16 protein-coding genes and 2 tRNA genes are annotated in these 19,008 nt (G+C 72.7%); 16 read left to right on the top strand and 2 right to left on the bottom strand.

The features are described from left to right. The first annotated feature begins 165 nt into the window (after positions 1-165). The 5 genes from proB (at position 166) to QNO07_RS13270 (ending at position 5,240) form a co-directional block, all read left to right on the top strand. Positions 166-1,344, top strand: a complete 1,179-nt coding sequence (gene proB / locus QNO07_RS13290; RefSeq protein ID WP_502961833.1) for a glutamate 5-kinase — start codon at positions 166-168, stop codon at positions 1,342-1,344. A gap of 162 nt (positions 1,345-1,506) precedes the next feature. Then, entirely contained in the window at positions 1,507-1,944 is a 438-nt protein-coding gene (locus QNO07_RS13285) for a DUF8830 family protein (protein WP_502961832.1), read from the top strand. 146 nt (positions 1,945-2,090) lie between these two features. Beyond that, positions 2,091-3,356: a glutamate-5-semialdehyde dehydrogenase gene (locus tag QNO07_RS13280; protein WP_283992090.1), complete on the top strand. Its 1,266-nt coding sequence runs from the start codon at positions 2,091-2,093 to the stop codon at positions 3,354-3,356. 96 nt (positions 3,357-3,452) lie between these two features. Beyond that, complete coding sequence (locus QNO07_RS13275) at positions 3,453-4,064, top strand: SCO2584 family spore wall biosynthesis protein (protein ID WP_283992089.1); 612 nt, start codon at positions 3,453-3,455, stop codon at positions 4,062-4,064. 90 nt (positions 4,065-4,154) lie between these two features. Further along, on the top strand, positions 4,155-5,240 hold the full coding sequence (locus QNO07_RS13270) for an SCO2583 family membrane protein (protein ID WP_283992087.1): 1,086 nt from the start codon (positions 4,155-4,157) through the stop codon (positions 5,238-5,240). 100 nt (positions 5,241-5,340) lie between these two features. On the opposite strand, the gene QNO07_RS13265 is transcribed toward QNO07_RS13270, so the two are convergent. Further along, entirely contained in the window at positions 5,341-6,432 is a 1,092-nt protein-coding gene (locus QNO07_RS13265) for a M48 family metallopeptidase (protein WP_283992086.1), read from the bottom strand. A 148-nt stretch (positions 6,433-6,580) separates the two neighbouring features. Between QNO07_RS13265 and QNO07_RS13260 the strand changes: the two genes are divergently transcribed. From QNO07_RS13260 to QNO07_RS13215, 10 genes are all read left to right on the top strand, one after another. Continuing rightward, on the top strand, positions 6,581-6,742 hold the full coding sequence (locus QNO07_RS13260) for a hypothetical protein (protein ID WP_283992085.1): 162 nt from the start codon (positions 6,581-6,583) through the stop codon (positions 6,740-6,742). Between the two features lie 42 nt (positions 6,743-6,784). Next, complete coding sequence (gene nadD, locus QNO07_RS13255; protein ID WP_283992084.1) at positions 6,785-7,414, top strand: nicotinate-nucleotide adenylyltransferase; 630 nt, start codon at positions 6,785-6,787, stop codon at positions 7,412-7,414. A gap of 13 nt (positions 7,415-7,427) precedes the next feature. Further along, positions 7,428-9,425: an LCP family protein gene (locus tag QNO07_RS13250; RefSeq protein WP_283992083.1), complete on the top strand. Its 1,998-nt coding sequence runs from the start codon at positions 7,428-7,430 to the stop codon at positions 9,423-9,425. Positions 9,426-9,490: 65 nt separating this feature from the next. Next, the gene (gene rsfS / locus QNO07_RS13245) at positions 9,491-9,922 is read left to right on the top strand and encodes a ribosome silencing factor (RefSeq protein ID WP_283992082.1); all 432 of its coding nucleotides are present in this window, start codon (positions 9,491-9,493) and stop codon (positions 9,920-9,922) included. After that, a complete protein-coding gene (locus QNO07_RS13240) occupies positions 9,919-10,557 on the top strand; it encodes a histidine phosphatase family protein (protein ID WP_283992080.1) in 639 nt (212 codons plus the stop codon). Before rsfS ends, QNO07_RS13240 begins: the two co-directional genes overlap by 4 nt. Before the next feature lie 102 nt (positions 10,558-10,659). Next, a tRNA-Ala gene (locus QNO07_RS13235) sits at positions 10,660-10,732 on the top strand. Positions 10,733-11,062: 330 nt separating this feature from the next. Further along, complete coding sequence (locus tag QNO07_RS13230) at positions 11,063-11,296, top strand: hypothetical protein (RefSeq protein ID WP_283992079.1); 234 nt, start codon at positions 11,063-11,065, stop codon at positions 11,294-11,296. 115 nt (positions 11,297-11,411) lie between these two features. Beyond that, a tRNA-Ala gene (locus QNO07_RS13225) sits at positions 11,412-11,484 on the top strand. A gap of 273 nt (positions 11,485-11,757) precedes the next feature. Further along, positions 11,758-14,631, top strand: coding sequence for a leucine--tRNA ligase (gene leuS / locus QNO07_RS13220; RefSeq protein ID WP_283992078.1), 2,874 nt, complete (start codon positions 11,758-11,760; stop codon positions 14,629-14,631). A gap of 111 nt (positions 14,632-14,742) precedes the next feature. Continuing rightward, a complete protein-coding gene (locus tag QNO07_RS13215; RefSeq protein ID WP_283992076.1) occupies positions 14,743-15,522 on the top strand; it encodes a hypothetical protein in 780 nt (259 codons plus the stop codon). A gap of 55 nt (positions 15,523-15,577) precedes the next feature. On the opposite strand, the gene helR is transcribed toward QNO07_RS13215, so the two are convergent. After that, a complete protein-coding gene (gene helR, locus QNO07_RS13210) occupies positions 15,578-17,722 on the bottom strand; it encodes an RNA polymerase recycling motor ATPase HelR (RefSeq protein ID WP_283992075.1) in 2,145 nt (714 codons plus the stop codon). Between the two features lie 397 nt (positions 17,723-18,119). On the opposite strand from helR, the gene QNO07_RS13205 reads away from it, so the two are divergent. Further along, a complete protein-coding gene (locus QNO07_RS13205; protein WP_283992074.1) occupies positions 18,120-18,965 on the top strand; it encodes a DegV family protein in 846 nt (281 codons plus the stop codon). Positions 18,966-19,008: the final 43 nt, after the last annotated feature.

Below are 19,008 nucleotides of genomic sequence, written 5' to 3'. Positions count from 1 at the left end.
CCGGCCTGCCCACTCCGGGCGCTGGGCGCGTCCGGCGGCTGGACCGGCCGCGCGTCGCCGGGCCGCCTCGCGTTACATTGCGCCCGACGACCAGAATCAGCCGACGGCCGGACGACGGCACGCACGGCGGCACGAACGACAACACGACACAGTGCAGGGGTACCGGTGGCAGCGGCGGGTGCGGAGCAGGCGGACGGGACGCGGGCCGAGGTGCTGGCGGCGCGCAGAGTCGTCGTGAAGGTGGGCTCGTCGTCGCTGACCACCGCGTCGGGCGGCCTCGACGCTGACCGGGTGGACGCTCTCGTGGACGTGCTCGCCGCCTACGGCGCCCGCGGGTCCGAGGAAGCGGAAGGGGCCGAGGGCGCCAAGGAGATCGTGCTGGTGTCCTCCGGGGCCATCGCCGCCGGCCTCTCCCCGCTGGGGCTCGACCGCCGCCCCCGCGACCTCGCTCGCCAGCAGGCCGCCGCCAGCGTCGGCCAGGGCCTGCTCGTGGCCCGGTACACGGCCTCCTTCGCCCGCTACGGCCGCCGGGTCGGGCAGGTGCTGCTCACCTCCGACGACACCAGCCGCCGCGGCCACTACCGCAACGCCTTCCGCACCCTTGAGCAGCTGCTGGTGATGGGGGCCGTGCCGGTCGTCAACGAGAACGACACGGTGGCCACGGACGAGATCCGGTTCGGCGACAACGACCGGCTGGCCGCCCTCGTCGCCCACCTGGTCCGCGCCGACCTGCTCGTCCTGCTCTCCGACGTGGACGGCCTCTACGACGGGGACCCCAGCACGCCGGGCACCAGCCGTCTCGCCGAGGTGCGCGGTCCCGCCGACCTGGCGGGGGTCTCGCTGGGCAGCGTGGGACAGGCCGGGGTCGGTACCGGCGGCATGGTGACCAAGGTGGACGCCGCCAGGATCGCCACCGGAGCAGGGGTGCCCGTGGTGCTCACCTCCGCCAGCCGTGCCGCCGACGCCCTGGCCGGCCGGCCCACCGGCACCTTCTTCCACCGCACCGGGCGCCGCTCGACGGACCGGCTGCTGTGGCTGGCCCACGCCTCCACCCCGCGCGGCGCGCTGGTCCTGGACGACGGCGCCGTGGCTGCCGTGGTGCAGCGCCGCACCTCGCTGCTGCCCGCTGGCGTGGAGCGGGTCGAGGGCGACTTCTCCGCCGGGGACCCGGTGGAGCTGCGCGACGGGCGCGGACTCGCCGTCGCCCGCGGCCTGGTCAACTTCGACGCCAGGGAGATCCCCCAGCTGCTCGGCCGCTCGACGCGCGACCTGGCCCGGGAACTCGGCCCCGCGTACGAACGGGAGATCGTCCACCGCGACGACCTGGTCGTGCTGTCGTCCTGACGTCCGACGCATCACCGTCACAGGTGTGCGGGTCCGGTAAAAGTGCAGCCTTTCCACGGACACCTTCCGGAAAACGGCCACAAAGCCGCCTCTGGACTGGTCAACTTTGTTCCGTCGGAAACGACGTGAGCACCCGACCCGCACCAGACCAGGAGGCCGCCGGTGAGACGACTGGCCAGCGTCGGCACGGGCCCCCACCGGGGGGCCGCGGTCCGGCCGACCCAGCCGGACGGGGAGCTGCTGGCGGACCCCCGCGAGGTGTCGCGGCTGTGGCACGTGACGCTCAGTGTGTCCGGTGCGGAGGCGCCGCTCGCCGAGGTGCGGCGCGCCCTGGAGCAGCTCGCCCACGACCACCCCTTCCTGCTGACCAGCCGCTACGCCAACGACCACGCCGAGATCCGCTACTGGGAGGAGGCGCGGGACCTGCACGACGCGGCGGCCGTCGCGCTGCGGCTGTGGGGTGAGCACCGGGCCTCGGCCAAGCTGCCGCCGTGGGAGATCGTCGGGCTGGAGGTCATCGACCGGCCCACGTACCACCAGCGGATCGCGGAGGGCTACGGCCCGCCGCCGGCCACCGCGCTCGGCGTGCACCCGTTCTGACGCGCACCTGTCCGGCCCGCACCCGTCCGGCCCGCACCCGTTACGGCCCGTCCGCGCTGCCGGCGCCCGCCGGCCGGGCGCCGCCCTCCCGTCTCGACCGGTGGACCCTGTTCTGGACGCGCCGGGCGGCTGGCTACGCTTCCGTCATGAGCAGCGCACCGCAGACCTCGCCCGTACTGGACACCGCCCGCCGCGCCCGGACGGCCGCCGCCGCCCTGGCCCCGCTGCCGCGCACCGCCCGGGACGCCGCGCTGCTGGCCGTCGCCGACGCCCTGGTCACCCGGACGGACGAGATCACCGAGGCGAACCGGCGCGACGTCGAGCGGGCCCGCGCGGCCGGCACCGCGGAGGGCATCGTCGACCGCCTCACCCTCACGCCCGAGCGGGTCGCCGCCATCGCCTCCGACGTGCGCGACGTGGTGGCGCTGCCCGACCCGGTCGGCGAGGTGGTTCGCGGCTCGACGCTGCCCAACGGGCTGGAGCTGCGCCAGGTCCGCGTCCCGCTCGGAGTGGTCGGCATCATCTACGAGGCGCGTCCCAACGTGACCGTGGACGCCGCGGCGCTCTGCCTGAAGTCCGGCAACGCGGTCCTGCTGCGCGGCTCCTCCTCGGCGTACGCGTCGAACACCGCCCTGGTGGAGGTGGTGCGGGACGCGGTCGCCGGAGCCGGGCTGCCGGCCGACGCGGTGCAGCTGGTGCCGGGCGAGTCCCGGGACAGCGTCACCGAGCTGATGACGGCCCGCGGCCTGGTGGACGTGCTCATCCCGCGCGGCGGTGCCTCGCTCATCAAGGCCGTCGTGGAGGGCTCCACCGTCCCGGTCATCGAGACGGGTGTCGGAAACTGCCACGTCTACGTCGACGAGCGTGCGGACCTGGACATGGCCGTCGACATCCTGGTCAACTCCAAGGCCCAGCGGCCCAGCGTGTGCAACGCCGCCGAGACCGTGCTGGTGCACCAGGGCATCGCCGACGCGTTCCTCCCCCGCGCGCTGGCGGCTCTCGCCGAGGCCGGCGTCACCGTGCACGGTGACGCGCACTGGCAGAAGGCCGGTGACGCGGTGGTCGCCGCCACCGAGGAGGACTGGGCCACCGAGTACCTGTCCCACGACATCGCCGCCGCCGTGGTGCCCGACCTGGACGCCGCGGTCGAGCACATCCGGCGCTGGACGTCCGGGCACACCGAGGCCATCGTCACCGGCGACACCGCCGCCGCCCGGCGCTTCGTCGCACTGGTCGACTCCACCGCCGTCATGGTCAACGCCTCCACCCGGTTCACCGACGGCAGCCAGTTCGGGTTCGGCGCCGAGATCGGCATCTCCACCCAGAAGCTGCACGCCCGCGGCCCGATGGGCCTGCCGGAGCTGACCTCCACCAAGTACGTCGTCACCGGCGACGGCCACACCCGCCACTGACCCGCCCCCCGGGGACGGGCCGCGCCCGTCCCCGGGCAGTGGGTGAATTCGGCTTCCCCCTGCCCTCACCGCCCGGACCGGTCTACGCTGGACAATATGCCGGACGAGGTGGGAGGCCAGCCGTTCCCGGACGGCGAGGAGCCCGATGACCGCGACGACAGGGCGGCGGACGACGCGTTCGCCTCCCTGGTGCTCGACGAGGAGTTCGTGCGGACCGCGTCGGTCCACGAGCCCAGCGCCGAGGAACGCATGCTGGCCGCCGCCCGGGCCCGGGCCGAGGCGGAGGCTCAGCAACTCTTCGAAGAGGGCCTGGCCCAGCGGCATCCGGACGAGTACGACCGAGGCCCGGTGGGCGGCTACGTCTACGGGGACCCGGACGACGCGCGCCGCTTCGCCCGCGAGGACCCCGAGTACGCGGAGTACGCGTGGGAGCGCGAGAACCGCGCCCCGTTCGCCCGCGAACCGATCCGCTGGCAGCGGCCGGTCGCCTGGGTGCTCGCCGTGGTGATGGGCGTCGGCATGGTCGCCATGGCGTTCGCCGCCGTCTACCGGGGTTCCGGCGGCGAGCCCGACGAGTCGGTGCCGCCGCCCGCCACCACGGAGGTCGACGTGACGGTGAACGCCCCGCCCGGCGCGCTGCCCTCGGTGTCCGCGGACACCGGCACACCCACCATCTCCTCCGCCGCCGCCGAACCCGACAACGGCTGAACGGCGGCTGACCGGGCGCGCCGCCGCCTGGCGCGAAGTCGCCCGGTCCTGGGGCGTTTACGATCCGCCGCAGGTGCCTACCCTGTTCGTATGACCGGGCGTGGAAACCCACCTGAGGGCTCGCCTTCCGGAGCAAGCGACGACGACGAACTGCGTGCCACCGTCTTCGACGAGACCTTCGTGCGGGATGCGCGCCTCCAGGAGTTCTCCGCAAGGGAACGGCTGGAGGACCACCGCGAGACCCCGGTGCGCCCGCTGCCCGAGTCGGCCGTGCGCAGGCTGCCCACCACCCGCAGGCCCACCGGTCAGGGCCTGCTGCTGATGCTGCTCATCGTGCTGGCCTTCGGCGCGGCGATCTGGATGGGAGTGAGCACGCCCTACCAGGAACCCGTCGTCCGCCCCGCGGAGCCGCTGCGTGCCGCCGTCGTCCCGCTCGCGCCGCGCGGCGCGGTACCGGGCTCCGATCCGGCGGACCTGTTCGAGAACAGTCCGGCGGCGCGCTTCGACATCGGCGCCGAGGGCATCGTGCTGCCGGCCGCGGAGCGGACCACCCGGTTCTCACCGGAGCAGGTGCTCGCAGCCCTCACCATGGCGAAGACCTACGTGGTGGAGTCCTCGCTGTCGCCGCAGGTGCTCACCGGCGGCGCGGAGGAGCCCGTGCGTGCCCTGCTCACCCCGGCGCAGCACCAGCAGTTCGACCGGAGCATGCGCAGCCCCGCGGCGGACGGCCGGCACCTGGCGACGGGCTGGCTGGTGCGGTTCGACGCGGCACGGGTCGAGCTGGCCGACCCGGGGGTACGGGTGCGCGGCACGCTGCACGTCGTCCAGTCCGGTGAGGACGCGCTGGAGGTCACCGCCGACCACGTGCTGGTCTACGCGCTCCGACCGGCGGACGCCCCGCCCGGCCAGGAGGCTTCGCTGTTCACCGTCCGCCGTGAGCTGCGCATGCACTTCGACCGGGCCGACCTGCGCGAACGCCGCCTGTCCGTCGAGCACAGCCTCACCCAGGCCGGACCGCTGCCGTGCGGGGGAGCGGTCCACGACCGGCTGCGTCCGCTGCTGGCCGGTGAGGACGCCGACCGGGCGAGCGAGACCGACCCCTACGCACAGGGCCGGGGCAGCGCCGCCCTGTGCGGCGTGCTGGCGCCGTCCGCCCAGCCCGTCCTGCCGGGCTGATCCGACCCCGCCCCGGCGGAGGGCCCCGCCCTGCGCGCCCCGCCTCCGCCCCGGCGGGCCGGGGCGGAGGCGGGGCGGAGGTCGCTCACGCAGGTGCGGGTCAGGCGCCGGGGGCGCTCCCGCCGCTCTCCGTGCTGCTGCCGCTGCCGCTGTCGGGGCGCCGGGCGCCGCCGGTGGCGAAGTCCCGGAGCTTGCCGCCGAACTCGCCGGCCCCGCCGGCCAGGTCGCGGACCAGGCCCATCAGCGGGTCCTTGCTGTTGCGTACCGACTCGGCGTAGTGGTTCGCCGAGTCGCGGATGGAGTCGCTGACGGACGCCTCCTGGTCCTCGCCGCGCCGCGGGTAGTGGCCGTCCATGAGCCGCTGGAAGTCCCGGCTCTCCGACCACTTCTTCAGCTCGGCGGCCCGGACGGTGGTGAACGGGTGGCTGCGCGGCAGGATGCTGAGGATCTTCAGCACCGAGTCGCGCATGTCGCCGCCGGCCTCGTACTCCTCCGCCTGGGCGAGGAACGCGTCGACGTTCATCTCGTGCAGGTGGTTGCCGCCGGCGAGCTTCATCAGGCCGCGCATCGACGCCTGGAGGTCCTGCCCGACGAGCAGCCCGGCCCGGTCCGCGGACAGCTCCGACTTGCGGAACCACTCCCGCAGGGCCGTCACCAGGGCCATGATCGCCACGTTGCCCAGCGGGATCCAGGCGACCTTCAGCGCGATCGTGGTGAGGAAGAGCAGGATCGTCCGGTAGACCGAGTGGCCGGACAGCGCGTGGCCCACCTCGTGACCGACGACGGCCCGCATCTCCTCCTCGTCGAGCAGTTCGACGAGGCCGGTGGTGACCACGATGATCGGCTTGTCCATGCCGATGCACATCGCGTTCGGCAGCGGGTCCTGCGTCACGTACATCGGCGGGACCGCCGGCAGGTCCAGGATCTCGCAGGCGTCCTTCAGCATCAGGTGCAGGTGGACGAACTGCTGGTCGCTGACGCGGACCGAGTCGGACAGGAACAGCAGCCGCAGGCTGCGCTCGGGCAGCAGCCCGCTGAGAGTCTTGAAGACGGTGTCGAAACCGGTCAGTTTCCGCAACGCCACCAGTGCGGAACGGTCCGCGGGATGCTCGTACGCCCTGGACGAGATGTCGGGGAAGCGCCTGCGCTCACGTCCCGGCAGATGCTCGGTGTTGCCCTTGCTGTCGCTCATGTGGCCCCCTTACGGGTCTTCATCGTGGCCCGTCCCCCTTGGCTGTGCGACCAGCCTACGGGGTGGGTGTGCCGAGCCGCACAAACCCGCTCCGCTTACGATGTGGGCAACTCACCGCCCGCTTATCTCCTGGACAGGTACGCAAACGATGACTTTCCCCAGCTCCGTGCACGCTCTCGGCCTGCTCGCCCAGGGCGGTGAGCACGGCGGTCAGCACGACAGCCTGAACCCCTACTTCATCGGCGGTTTCGGGCTGTTCATCCTGCTCCTCCTCCTGTGGATCACCACCCGCTTCAACCGGGACCGCTGAGGCAGGGGTCGGCGCCCGCCCGAGCGGTTAGGGTCTGCACGCATGGAAGAGCACATAGTGCCCCGGGCCGGCAAACGGCGGCTGGGCGTCATGGGTGGGACGTTCGACCCGATCCACCACGGCCACCTGGTCGCCGCCAGCGAGGTGGCCGTGCGGTTCCACCTGGACGAGGTCATCTTCGTCCCGACCGGGCAGCCGTGGCAGAAGAGCCACCAGAAGGTCTCGGCCGCCGAGGACCGCTACCTCATGACGGTGATCGCGACCGCGTCCAACCCGCAGTTCTCGGTCAGCCGGATCGACATCGACCGGGCCGGCCGGACGTACACCATCGACACGCTGCGGGACCTGCACGCGGAGCACCCGGACGCCGACCTGTTCTTCATCACCGGCGCCGACGCCCTCGCGCAGATCCTCACCTGGCGGAACGCGGAGGAGCTGTTCTCCCTCGCGCACTTCATCGGGGTCACCCGGCCGGGCCACCCCCTGGCCGACCCCGGGCTGCCGGACGGCGGGGTGTCCCTGGTGGAGGTGCCGGCTCTGGCGATCTCTTCCACGGACTGCCGTGCGCGGGTGGCGCAGGGCGATCCGGTCTGGTATCTCGTGCCGGACGGTGTGGTGCGCTACATCAACAAGCGCCGCCTGTACCGGGACGCTTCTGCACAGAGGGGCTAGAGGGGCGGCAGGCGTGAACGATCGACAGGATCCGTACGGGGAGCAGCAGTTCATCGGCTACGACGAGTACGGGCGGCCGATCTACCACGACCCGTACGCCCCGTACGACCCCTACGCCGCGCCCGCCCCGCCCGCCCCCGCGTCCGGCGGCCAGCCGGACGGGCGCGGCGGTGCCGGGGCACAGGGCTACGGCTACGACGGCTACCCCGCCCCCGGCGGGCCCGCCGCCTCCTACGGCACGCCCGATCCCTACGCCGTCCCCGGCCCGTCCGACGGCTACGGCTACGCGCCGGACGACGGGTACACCTCGCAGGCCGGGGCGTACCCGACGGCGGACCGAAGCGCGCCCTACGACCAGGGCGCGCCCTACGACCCGTACACGCCCCAGGACCCCTACCCGTCCCCGTCCCCGGACCCCTACTCGTCCCAGGACCCGTACCCGTCGCAGGACCCTTACGCCTCCGGCCGGCCGGCAGGCGGCTACGACCCCTACGCGCAGCCGGCGCAGGGCTACGGCGCCCAGCAGGCAGCCCAGCAGGCCGCTCCGCCGCAGCAGGCGCGCACCGGGACCGAGCAGCAGCAGTGGCTCCCCCAGCAGCCGCAGTACGACGACCGGCCCCGTCCGGCCGACCCGCCGCGTGACGCCGGCACGTCCGACGGCGACGCGCGCCGGGCAGCGACCGACGAGCCGGTGGTCCCCGCCCAGCGGCCGCCCGGCCGCGGCCGGGCGGCCGCGCCCGCGAAGACCGGCGGCGAGGAGTACCGGACGGAGGAGTTCTCCTTCATCGAGGAGGAGGACGAGGAGTCCGAGGACGTCATCGACTGGCTGAAGTTCTCCGAGAGCCGCACCGAGCGGCGCGAGGAGGCCAAGCGCAAGGGCCGCAACCGGGTCGTGGTGCTGGTGGTGGCGCTGGCGGTCGCGCTGGCCGGTGGCGTGGGCTACCTCTGGTACGCCGGCAAGCTGCCAGGACTGCCGCGCGGTGAGCAGGTCGCGTCCGGCAGCGGTGCCGCGGAGAAGCGCGACGTGATCGTGGTGCACCTCCGGGACATCGACTCCGGCGACATCAGCACCGCGCTGCTGGTCAACAACGAGGGCGCCGGGCGCGGCACCACGGTGCTGCTGCCGAACGCGCTCGCGCTCGCCACCGAGGACGGCACCACCACCACACTCGGCAAGTCCTTCAGCTCCGAGGGCGCCGGAGCCACCCGCAGTGCGCTGGACACCCTCTTCGGCTCGCAGATCAAGGGCACCTGGCGGCTGGACACGCCCTACCTGGAGAACCTGGTCGAGTCGGTCGGCGGCATCACCATGGACGCCGACGCCACCGTGCCGGGCCCCAAGAAGGGCGACAAGCCGCTGGTCCACGAGGGCTCCGCCCGCGACCTCGACGGCCGGACCGCGGTGGCGTACGCCACCCACCAGGCCGACGGTGAGCAGCAGACCGCGCAGCTGGCCCGCTTCGGGCAGGTGATGCAGGCGGTGCTCAAGAAGCTCTCCAGCGACAGCGAGGCGGCGACCAGCACCGTGGAGTCGCTGGGTCAGATCCCGGACCCTTCCTTGTCCGACGCCGAGTTGGGCACCGCACTGGCACTGCTCGCCGAGCACGCCAAGAACGGCGACTACGACACGGAGACGCTGCCGGTGGAGTCCAACGGCACGATCAGCGACGCCGCCGCGGAGGGTCTGGTCAAGAAGGTGCTCGGCGGCACGGTGACCAACTCCGACCCGGATGCCGCGCTGCGGGTGAGCCTGCGCAACGCCAGCGGCGACGCGGACGCCGGCACCGCCGCGCAGGCGGCCCTGGCCAACGGCGGCTACACGGTCGCCCAGTCCGGCGAGGCCGACACAGCGGTCGCGACCAGCAAGGTCACCTACACCGACGAGGCGGACCGGGCCCAGGCGGAGGAGGTCGCCAAGACGTTGGGGCTGCCCGCGAAGGCGGCCACCAAGGGCAAGGCGGCGGCGAACGCCGACGTCACGGTGGTGCTGGGCCAGGACTACGAAGGCTGACGGGAGGCGTGGCGGGGGCGTGAGATCCTGGGTGCGTACCCGCCCGCCGACCGAAAGCCTCTCCTGTGACCGTCACGGACCGCTCCAACGAGCTCATCAGGGCCGCCGCCCAGGCTGCCGCCGACAAGCTCGCGCACGACATCGTCGCCTATGACGTCAGCGACGTGCTCGCCATCACCGACGCCTTCCTGCTGGCCTCGGCACCCAACGACCGCCAGGTGAAGGCGATCGTCGACGGGGTCGAGGAGCACCTGCTGAAGGAACTGGGCGTCAAGCCGGTCCGCCGGGAGGGCGAGCGGGACGGCCGCTGGGTCCTGCTGGACTACATCGACATCGTGGTCCACGTCCAGCACAGCGAGGAGCGGGTCTTCTACGCGCTGGAGCGCCTGTGGAAGGACTGCCCGCGCCTGGACCTGCCCGAGGACGCCGAGGCCACCCGTGGCCGGTCCGCCACGGAGGCCGGTGACGGCGGGCTCCCCGAGGAGCAGGAGCGGTGAGCCGCGGGCGGAAGATCGTCCTGTGGCGCCACGGCCAGACCTCGTGGAACCTCGAGCGCCGCTTCCAGGGCTCCACGGACATCCCGCTGACCGCCGAGGGCCTGAACCAGGCGCGCCGGGCGGCTCGCCTCCTGGCCGGGCTGAAGCCGGATGCGATCGTCTCCTCCGACCTTGTGCGGACCCGGGCCACCGCAGCGGAGCTGTCGGCCGTCACCGGCCTGGAGGTGCGCCATGACGAGGCGCTGCGGGAGACCTACGCCGGTGACTGGCAGGGCCTGACGCACGAAGAGATCCTGGAGAGCCACGGCGAGCAGTACCGCGCCTGGAAGCGTGGTGAGCCGGTGCGGCGCGGCGGCGGGGAGCTGGAGACGGAGGTCGCCGATCGGGCCGCGCCCGTGGTGGAGCGGCATGCGGACAAGCTGCCGGACGGCGGCACCCTGGTCGTCGTCAGCCACGGCGGCACCATCCGCACCACCATCGGGCGGCTGCTGGGGCTGCAACCCAACGCCTGGGAGGCGCTGGGCGGCCTGTCCAACTGCTGCTGGTCGGTCCTGGGCGAGGGCGCCCGCGGCTGGCGGCTGCTGGAGCACAACGCGGGCAGCCTGCCGGAGCCGGTGCTCGGCGACGACGCCTGAGCCCGTGTCGACCGGGGCCGGGTGGATTTCTCATCCGGCCAGGTCACCGGGTAGAGTTCTACTCGTTCGCAGCGCCGGGCAGGAACCGGGGCAGCGCAACGCGGGGCTATAGCTCAGTTGGTAGAGCGCTTGCATGGCATGCAAGAGGTCAGGAGTTCAATTCTCCTTAGCTCCACTCCGCAAACGGCACGAAGATCCCGTCTCCTCATCGGAGGCGGGATTTTTTGCTTCCCGGCCGGGCTCCTGAACACTGCGGGATCGTGGCAGAATCGTCAGCACCGGAATGCCGGGAGGGGGGACAGGGCCGAAGGGGAGGGACGTTGCGGTGCCCAGGTGCATCCGCGGGAAGACCAACGGCCGGTTCCGTGCCGGTCGGACCTGTGTCCCGGACCCCATTCGATGCCTTGCCTCGGAAACTGCGTATGCCGTCCGCCGTGCGGGCGGCAGCGAAGAGGTGAGCCACGTGTGCACGGCCTACGGCCTTAGCTGGAGCTGATACGGACTGATGGGTGCACACAGCAGGAAGTGCGACTGGTGCGGCAGCGGCACCCCGATCGTCCGTGACATGGAACCGGTCAACTCGGGGTTCCAGTACTGGTGTGTGGAGTGCGCGCGGGCGCTGATCATAAAAGGCGACCCGATCGAGACGTACCGGGAGCTGGAGGGCGAGCCCATCTACGGCCGGCTGCTCGACGAGCACTGCACGCTGAAGCGCTTCTACTCCTTCGTCACGGCGTGATCGCAGGCGCCGCCGACCGGGCGCGATGGGCGCCGGAACCGATTTGGCAAAGCCGCCCGGAGCCGGTGTAGAGTGGGCGTCGCCGCCGCGGGGAAGCCCGCGGAGGACCAGACTCGGGGCTATAGCTCAGTTGGTAGAGCGCTTGCATGGCATGCAAGAGGTCAGGAGTTCAATTCTCCTTAGCTCCACAGCAGTTCGAAGGGCCATCCACTGCGGATGGCCCTTCGTCGTATGCACGCCACACCCGGCCGCCCCGCCCCCGCCGCCCCGCAACGTACCGGCGAGCGGCCCGGCCGTTGCGGTACCCTGACCGCATGCGTGCTGTACGCCTTCTGCTTAGCGGGCCGCGCTGATCAGTCCCGGTTCCCTCCGACGGAGCCGGCATCGGCGCGGCGTCCCCTCCTGTGCGAGGGGATTTTTCGTTTCCGCAGGCAGAGACGACTCGATGGAGCTTTGAGGACATGAGCGAAACCCCCACCGCAGCGGAGATCGCGGCCCCGCACCGCTACACGGCGGTGCTGGCCGCCGACATCGAGGCACGCTGGCAGGACTTCTGGGACAAGGAGGGCACCTACGAGGCGCCCAACCCCACCGGGGAGCTGAGCGGCGACCCGGCAGCGGTCGAGCGGCCGCACAAGTTCATCATGGACATGTTCCCCTACCCGTCGGGCGCCGGACTGCACGTCGGCCACCCGCTGGGGTACATCGCCACCGACGTCTCCGCCCGCTACCTGCGCATGACGGGCCACAACGTCCTGCACACCCTGGGCTTCGACGCGTTCGGCCTGCCCGCCGAGCAGTACGCCGTCCAGACCGGCACCCACCCGCGGGCCTCCACCGAGGCCAACATGGTCAACATGAAGGCGCAGCTGCGCCGGCTGGGCCTGGGCCACGACAAGCGCCGGTCCTTCGCGACCATCGACCCGGACTACTACCGGTGGACGCAGTGGATCTTCCTGCAGATCTTCAACTCCTGGTACGACACCGAGGCGCAGCGCGCCCGGCCGATCGACGAACTGGTCGCGCTCTTCGCCTCCGGTGAGCGGCCCACCCCCGCCGACCTGGGTCCCTGGGACGAACTGACCGCGGCCGAGCGTGCCGACCTGCTGGGCCGCCACCGCCTGGCGTACGCCTCGGACGCGCCCGTCAACTGGTGCCCCGGACTGGGCACGGTGCTGGCCAACGAGGAGGTCACCGCCGAGGGCCGATCCGAGCGCGGCAACTTCCCCGTCTTCAAGTCGAAGCTGCGCCAGTGGAACATGCGCATCACCGCCTACGCCGAGCGGCTGCTGGACGACCTGGACGGCCTGGACTGGCCGGAGGCGATCAAGCTGCAGCAGCGGAACTGGATCGGCCGCTCCGAGGGCGCGCGTATCGACTTCCCCGCGGGCGAGGAGCGCATCACCGTCTTCACCACCCGCCAGGACACCCTGTTCGGCGCCACCTACATGGTGCTGGCCCCGGAGCACCCGCTCGTCGACCGGCTGGTGCCGCAGGCCTGGCCGGCCGGGACCCGCGAGGCGTGGACGGGCGGCCACGCCACTCCGGCCGACGCGGTCGGGGCCTACCGGGCCCAGGCCGCCGCGAAGTCCGAGGTGGAGCGGCAGGCCGACGCCAAGGTCAAGACCGGCGTCTTCACCGGCGCGTACGCCGTCAACCCGGCCAGCGGCGACCAGGTCCCGGTCTTCGTCGCCGACTACGTGCTGATGGGCTACGGCACCGGCGCGATCATGGCGGTGCCCGCGCACGACAGCCGCGACTTCGCCTTCGCCCGTGCCTTCGAGCTGCCGATGCGCTGCGTGGTGGAGCCGTCCGACGACCGCGGCACCGACCCCGCCACCTGGGAGGAGTCCTTCGACTCCTACGACGCGCGCATCGTGCACTCCACCGGCGAGTCCCTGTCGCTGGACGGCCTGACGGTGACCGAGGCCAAGGCCGAGGCCGCCCGCTGGCTGGCGGACCGCGGCATCGGCGAGGGCACCGTCAACTACCGTCTGCGCGACTGGCTGTTCAGCCGCCAGCGGTACTGGGGCGAGCCGTTCCCGATCGTCTACGACGAGGACGGCATCGCGCACCCGCTGCCCGAGTCGATGCTGCCGCTGAAGCTGCCCGAGGTCGAGGACTACTCGCCGCGGACCTTCGACCCCGACGACGCCGACACCTCACCCGAGACGCCGCTCTCCCGCAACGAGGACTGGGTCAACGTCACCCTGGACCTGGGCGGCGACTCCGGCGGGCCAAGGCAGTACCGCCGCGAGACCAACACCATGCCCAACTGGGCCGGTTCGTGCTGGTACGAGCTGCGCTACCTGGACCCGCACAACAGCGAGCGCCTGGTCGACCCGGACATCGAGCGCTACTGGATGGGCCCTCGTGAGGGCGCCCCGCACGGCGGCGTCGACCTGTACGTCGGCGGTTCCGAGCACGCGGTGCTGCACCTGCTGTACGCCCGGTTCTGGACCAAGGTGCTGCACGACCTGGGCCACGTCTCCTCGGTCGAGCCGTTCCACAAGCTCTACAACCAGGGCATGATCCAGGCCTTCGTCTACCGGGACAGCCGCGGCTTCCCCGTGCCGGCCGCCGACGTCGAGGAGCGCGACGGCGCGTACTTCCACGGCGGCGAGCAGGTGACACGCGAGCTGGGCAAGATGGGCAAGTCCCTGAAGAACGCCGTCACCCCGGACGAGATCAGCGCCGAGTACGGCGCGGACACCCTGCGGCTGTACGAGATGGCGATGGGCCCGCTGGACGTCTCCCGCCCGTGGGACACCCGGGCGGTCGTCGGCCAGTACCGCCTGCTGCAGCGGTTGTGGCGCAACGTCGTCGACGAGACGACCGGGCGGCTGGCCGTCGTCGAGAACGCCCCCGACGAGGCCACCCTGCGCGCCCTGCACAAGGCCGTCGACGGGGTCCGGCAGGACATGGCGGGCCTGCGGTTCAACACCGCCATCGCCAAGATCACCGAACTGAACAACCACGTCACGAAGCTGTCCGAGGTGCCCCGGGCCGCAGCGGAGGGCCTGGTGCTGCTCATCGCGCCGCTGGCGCCGCACATCGCCGAGGAGCTGTGGCGCGTCCTGGGCCACACCGACTCGGTCGTGCACCACGACTTCCCCGTGGCCGACCCGGCGTACCTGGTGGACGAGACGGTCACCTGCGTCGTGCAGGTCAAGGGCAAGGTGCGCGCCCGGCTGGAGGTCCCCCCGACGGTCTCCGACGCGGACCTGGAGGCCCAGGCCCTGGCCGCTCCCGCCGTGGTGGCGGCGCTGGGCGGCGCCGGGGTCCGCAAGGTGATCGTGCGGGCACCCGGACTGGTGAACATCGTTCCGGCCTGATCCGACCCCTACGGGGTCGCTGAGGGGGCGGTCCGGGTCCGGGAGGGCTCGGACCGCCCCGCTTGCGTCTACGCTGGAACGACGGACCCCGACGGACGAAAGGCACGCGGCATGGAGATTGTGGGCGCGCTCATCGGCCTGATGTTCCTGTGCGCGGTCGTGGTCGGCGTGCTGGCGGTGGTGAAGGTGGTGCGAGCCGTCGGGCGCGGCGTGGATCGGGCCGGCACCGAGGTCCGCAGGGGCGTCGAGGAGACCGCGCTGCGGGTGAAGTCCGCGCAGCCCGGCCCGATCGGGCAGGCCGCCCGTGCCCGCCTGGAGCTGCGCTCCTCCATCGACGGAACCCGCCGTGCGCTGACCGCGGCGTCGGCGCACGACCCCTCGCTCAGCGAGGCCATGGGGCTGCTCGACCGCCTCCACGACCACGCCCGCATCCTGGACCGCGAGCTGGGCTCGCTGATGGAACAGGAACCGGACCGGTCCCGTCTGGCCGAACTGCTGCCCGACGCCCGCCGCCGGGTGGCCTCCATCAAGGAGTCCGCCGACTCCCTGCGCTTCGCCGCGCAGGACCGCGTGCGCCGGTACGACGCGGAGGGCCTTGACGCGGTGCGCTCCCAGATCGAGATCGAGTCCGGCGCGCTGCGCCACTGGGACGACCCGCCGCAGACGCCTGACAGCGCGCCTCGCTCGGAGGTGCCCGGTGACCGGCCTCGCCCGGAGGTGCCCGGAGACCGGCCCCAGGGCAGCCTGCCGCGCTTTCGCAAGGAGTCGTTCCGTCCGGAGCCGCACACCGAGCCGTCCCGCTCGGAGTCGTCCCGTACCGAGCCGTCCCGTGCTGAGTCGTCCCGCACGGAGTCCGTCCGCAGGGAGCAGCCGGGCAGCGCCGCCTCCTAGCGCGGTCTGCGGCCCGCCGGGCCCGCCGGACCGCGCCGCACGTCCTGGTCCGGCCTCAGGGCCCGGTGAGCACGGCAAGGTGACCCGTCGCCCGGGTCATCGCCACATACCGGTCGACCGCCCCCTCGACGCCCTGCCCGAACTGCTCCGGGGCGACGAGCACGACCAGGTCGAACTCGAGTCCCTTCGACAGCTCCGGGGTCAGCGAGCGGACGCGCGGCGTCTCCCGGAAGGAGGGAGCGCCGATCACGCAGGCGACGCCGTCGGCGTGCTCGGCGAGCCAGGCGTCGACCACCTTCTCCAGGTCGGCGACGCGTCCGTGCTCGACGGGAACGCCGCTGCTGCGGACCGAGACCGGGACGTTGGCGTCGGGCAGCGCGGCCCGGATGACCGGCTCGGCCTCCGCCATGACCTCCTCCGGCGTCCGGTAGTTGATGCTCAGGCGGGCCAACTCGACGCGGTCCAGCCCGATCCGGCGCAGCCGCTCCGTCCACGACTCGGTGAATCCGCGCCGTGCCTGGGCGCGGTCCCCGACGATGGTGAAACTCCTGGACGGGCAGCGCGTCAGCAGCATCTGCCACTCCGCGTCGGTCAGTTCCTGAGCCTCGTCCACGACCACGTGTGCGAACGGACCGGCCAGCAGGTCGGGGTCGGCGTCGGGCGGCGCCGCGCCCGCCGCCAGGCTGTCCTGCAGGTCCTGGCCGAGCAGCATGGTCACCGCGCCCTCACCGTCGGGATCGGCCTCGACCAGGCGGTCGATGACGTCGGCCATGCGGGCACGTTCCCCGGCGACGGCGGCGCTGTGCCTGCGCCCTCGCCGTGCCGCCTCCGGGTCGCCGAGCCGCTGTCGGGCCGCGTCCAGCAGCGGCAGGTCGGAGACCGTCCACGCCTGCGGATTCGCGCGCTGCAGCCTGCGCACCTCGTCGCGGCTGAGCCAGGGGGCGCACACCCGCAGGTAGGCCGGTACCGACCACAGGTCCCCGACAAGCTCCGCCGGGTCGAGCAGCGGCCACGCGCGGTGCAGTGCGGTGACCAGCTCCCGGTCCTCACGCAGTGACCTTGCCAGCAGGTCGGTCGGGACGTCGTCGCTCTTGTCCCGCAGGATCGCGACCAGTTCCGCCCAGATCTGCTCCCGCGCCTCGTTGTGCGGAGTCCCCGGATCCGGTGCTTCGAACGCCTCGGCCCAGTCCTCGGGACTCAGCCACAGGTCGTCCCAGTCGGTCGACACCGTCATGCCCTCGGCGGGCGGCTCCTCGTAGAGCCCCACGGCCTTCTCGATCGCCCGCACCAGGTCAGCGGAGGACTTCAGCGCGGCGACGTCAGGGTCGGCCTCCGGCACTGCGGCGGCTCCCTCCGCCACCAGGTCGCGCAGCAGGCAGGTCCGCACGCCGTCCTCCCCGAGGCTGGGCAGCACGTCGGCCACGTAGTCCAGGTAGGGCCGGTGCGGACCGACGAACAGCACGCCGCCCCGGCGGTGGCCGAGCCGCGGGTCGGAGTAGAGCAGGTGCGCGGAGCGGTGCAGGGCGACGACGGTCTTGCCCGTGCCCGGCCCGCCGTCCACGACCAGCGCGCCCCGGGAGCCGGCCCGGATGACGGCGTCCTGGTCGGCCTGGATGGTGCCGAGCACGTCCCGCATCCGAGGCGACCGGCTGCCGCCCAGGCTGGCGACGAAGGCGGACTGGTCGTCGAGCGCGGCATGCCCTTCGAACCCCTCCGCGGTGAACACCTCGTCCCAGTAGTCGGTGATCCGGCCGCCGGTCCAGCGGTACCTGCGGCGGCTCGCCAGCCCCTTCGGGTCGGCGTGGGTCGCGGCGAAGAACGGCTCGGCGGCGGGGGAGCGCCAGTCGATCAGCAGCCGTCGGCCCGTGCCGTCGGTGAGGCCCAGCCGGCCGACGTACACCGGCTCGGCGTCGTCCGCGGGAACCATGCGCCCCAGGCACAGGTCCAGCCCGAAGCGGCGCAGGGCTCGCAGGCGGGCCGTCAGCCGGTGGATCTCCACATCGCGGTCCATCGCCGCCCGTCCCGCGCCGCCCGGCGCCCTGCGCAGGCGTGCGAGGGCGTCGGACAGCTCGGCGACCGTCTGCTCCAGACTCTCCGCGACGGCTGCGAAATGCCGCTCGTCGGCGGCGATCAGCGCCGGGTCTGCCTTTGCGGACAGGCGGTCGGGCAGGGCGAACGCCCCGCACGTCAGCGGGTTCATACCGGCGGCTCCGTTCCGGGCACAATCCCGCGACGCGCGGCCCCTCCCACCGGTCCGGCGCCGGGGCGCGCCTCCTCGGCGGACATCAGTACACGCATGTGGTCGATCTCCTATTTCCGCAGGTCACAGGGGTGAGATGAGTGATTCTGCGGCATGAAGGGGGCCTTGCCGCAAGCCCCCGGGTGCGCTATACCTTGAGAGTGGCAAGGAGTGGGTGGCCCCCTTGCCCCTTGTTTTGCCCTTCGTCTCGCCCGCAGGTCCCAGGGCCTTCGTTCCGGTGGGCGGGGCCCTTCCGACGGGGTGATCCCCGTCGGTGCTGGCGGGGGTTCCGGCTTCGGGAGCATCGAGTTCGGGGGCAGACTGCCGAGCGGGCCCGGAACGCAGTAATGTCCGACACATGTCCCGTCACGTCGCGATCGTCACCGACTCCACGGCGTATCTGCCACCGGCGGCGCTGCGGGAGCATCGCATCACGGCGGTGCCGCTGACCGTGGTGCTCGACGGCCGGGCCTTCGCCGAAGGCACCGAGATCTCGGCGCGCTCCCTCGCCGACGCCCTGCGCAGGCACCGCCCGGTGACCACCTCCCGCCCCAGCCCGGAGACCTTCGCCGACGCGTACCGCGAGGTCGCCCGGGCCGGGGCCGACGGCATCGTCTCGCTGCACCTGTCCGCCGAGTTCTCCGGCACCTACGACGCGGCGGTGCTCGCCGCACGCGAGGCCCCGGTACCGGTGCGGGTGGTGGACACCGGCATGGTGGCGATGGCCCTCGGTTTCTGCGCCCTGTCGGCCGCCGAAACCGCCGCGGCGGGCGGGTCCGTCGACGAGGCCGTCGCAGCGGCGGAGAAGCGGGCGGAGAACACCTCGGCCTTCTTCTACGTGGACACGCTCGACCACCTCCGCCGAGGCGGCCGGATCGGTGCCGCACAGGCACTGCTCGGATCGGCGCTGGCCGTGAAGCCGCTGCTCGAACTGGCCGACGGGGCCATCGGCATGCTGGAGAAGGTGCGCACCGCGTCGCGGGCCATCGCCCGGCTGGAAGAGCTCGCCGTGAACCGCGCGGGCAGCGCGCCGGTGGACGTGGCGGTCCACCACCTGGCGGCCGCCGAACGGGCGGAGCAGCTGGCCGCCCGCTTGCGCGAGCGCGTTCCGGGGCTGGCCGAGCTGCACGTCAGCGAGGTGGGCGCGGTGATCGGCGCGCACACCGGCCCGGGCCTGCTCGGTGCTGTGGTCTCGCCGCGCTGATCACCTGCCGAATCACCCGTGAGGGTGGCCGAGTTGTCCACAA

This window comes from Streptomyces sp. 549 (genome assembly GCF_030124175.1).
Classification (GTDB): Bacteria; Actinomycetota; Actinomycetes; order Streptomycetales; family Streptomycetaceae; genus Streptomyces.
The sequence above is the reverse complement of the archived record's forward strand: the minus strand, read 5'-3'. Positions and strand labels throughout refer to the sequence as shown.

Bases quoted from the DNA above. Each gene is read 5' to 3' on its own strand.
- QNO07_RS13230 (WP_283992079.1), top strand. From the start codon at position 11,063: ATGGGTGCACACAGCAGGAAGTGCGACTGGTGCGGCAGCGGCACCCCG.
- QNO07_RS13280 (WP_283992090.1), top strand. From the start codon at position 2,091: ATGAGCAGCGCACCGCAGACCTCGCCCGTACTGGACACCGCCCGCCGC.
- helR (WP_283992075.1), bottom strand. From the start codon at position 17,722: ATGAACCCGCTGACGTGCGGGGCGTTCGCCCTGCCCGACCGCCTGTCC.
- QNO07_RS13205 (WP_283992074.1), top strand. From the start codon at position 18,120: ATGTCCCGTCACGTCGCGATCGTCACCGACTCCACGGCGTATCTGCCA.
- QNO07_RS13275 (WP_283992089.1), top strand. From the start codon at position 3,453: ATGCCGGACGAGGTGGGAGGCCAGCCGTTCCCGGACGGCGAGGAGCCC.
- QNO07_RS13260 (WP_283992085.1), top strand. From the start codon at position 6,581: ATGACTTTCCCCAGCTCCGTGCACGCTCTCGGCCTGCTCGCCCAGGGC.
- QNO07_RS13270 (WP_283992087.1), top strand. From the start codon at position 4,155: ATGACCGGGCGTGGAAACCCACCTGAGGGCTCGCCTTCCGGAGCAAGC.
- QNO07_RS13215 (WP_283992076.1), top strand. From the start codon at position 14,743: ATGGAGATTGTGGGCGCGCTCATCGGCCTGATGTTCCTGTGCGCGGTC.
- QNO07_RS13265 (WP_283992086.1), bottom strand. From the start codon at position 6,432: ATGAGCGACAGCAAGGGCAACACCGAGCATCTGCCGGGACGTGAGCGC.
- nadD (WP_283992084.1), top strand. From the start codon at position 6,785: ATGGAAGAGCACATAGTGCCCCGGGCCGGCAAACGGCGGCTGGGCGTC.
- leuS (WP_283992078.1), top strand. From the start codon at position 11,758: ATGAGCGAAACCCCCACCGCAGCGGAGATCGCGGCCCCGCACCGCTAC.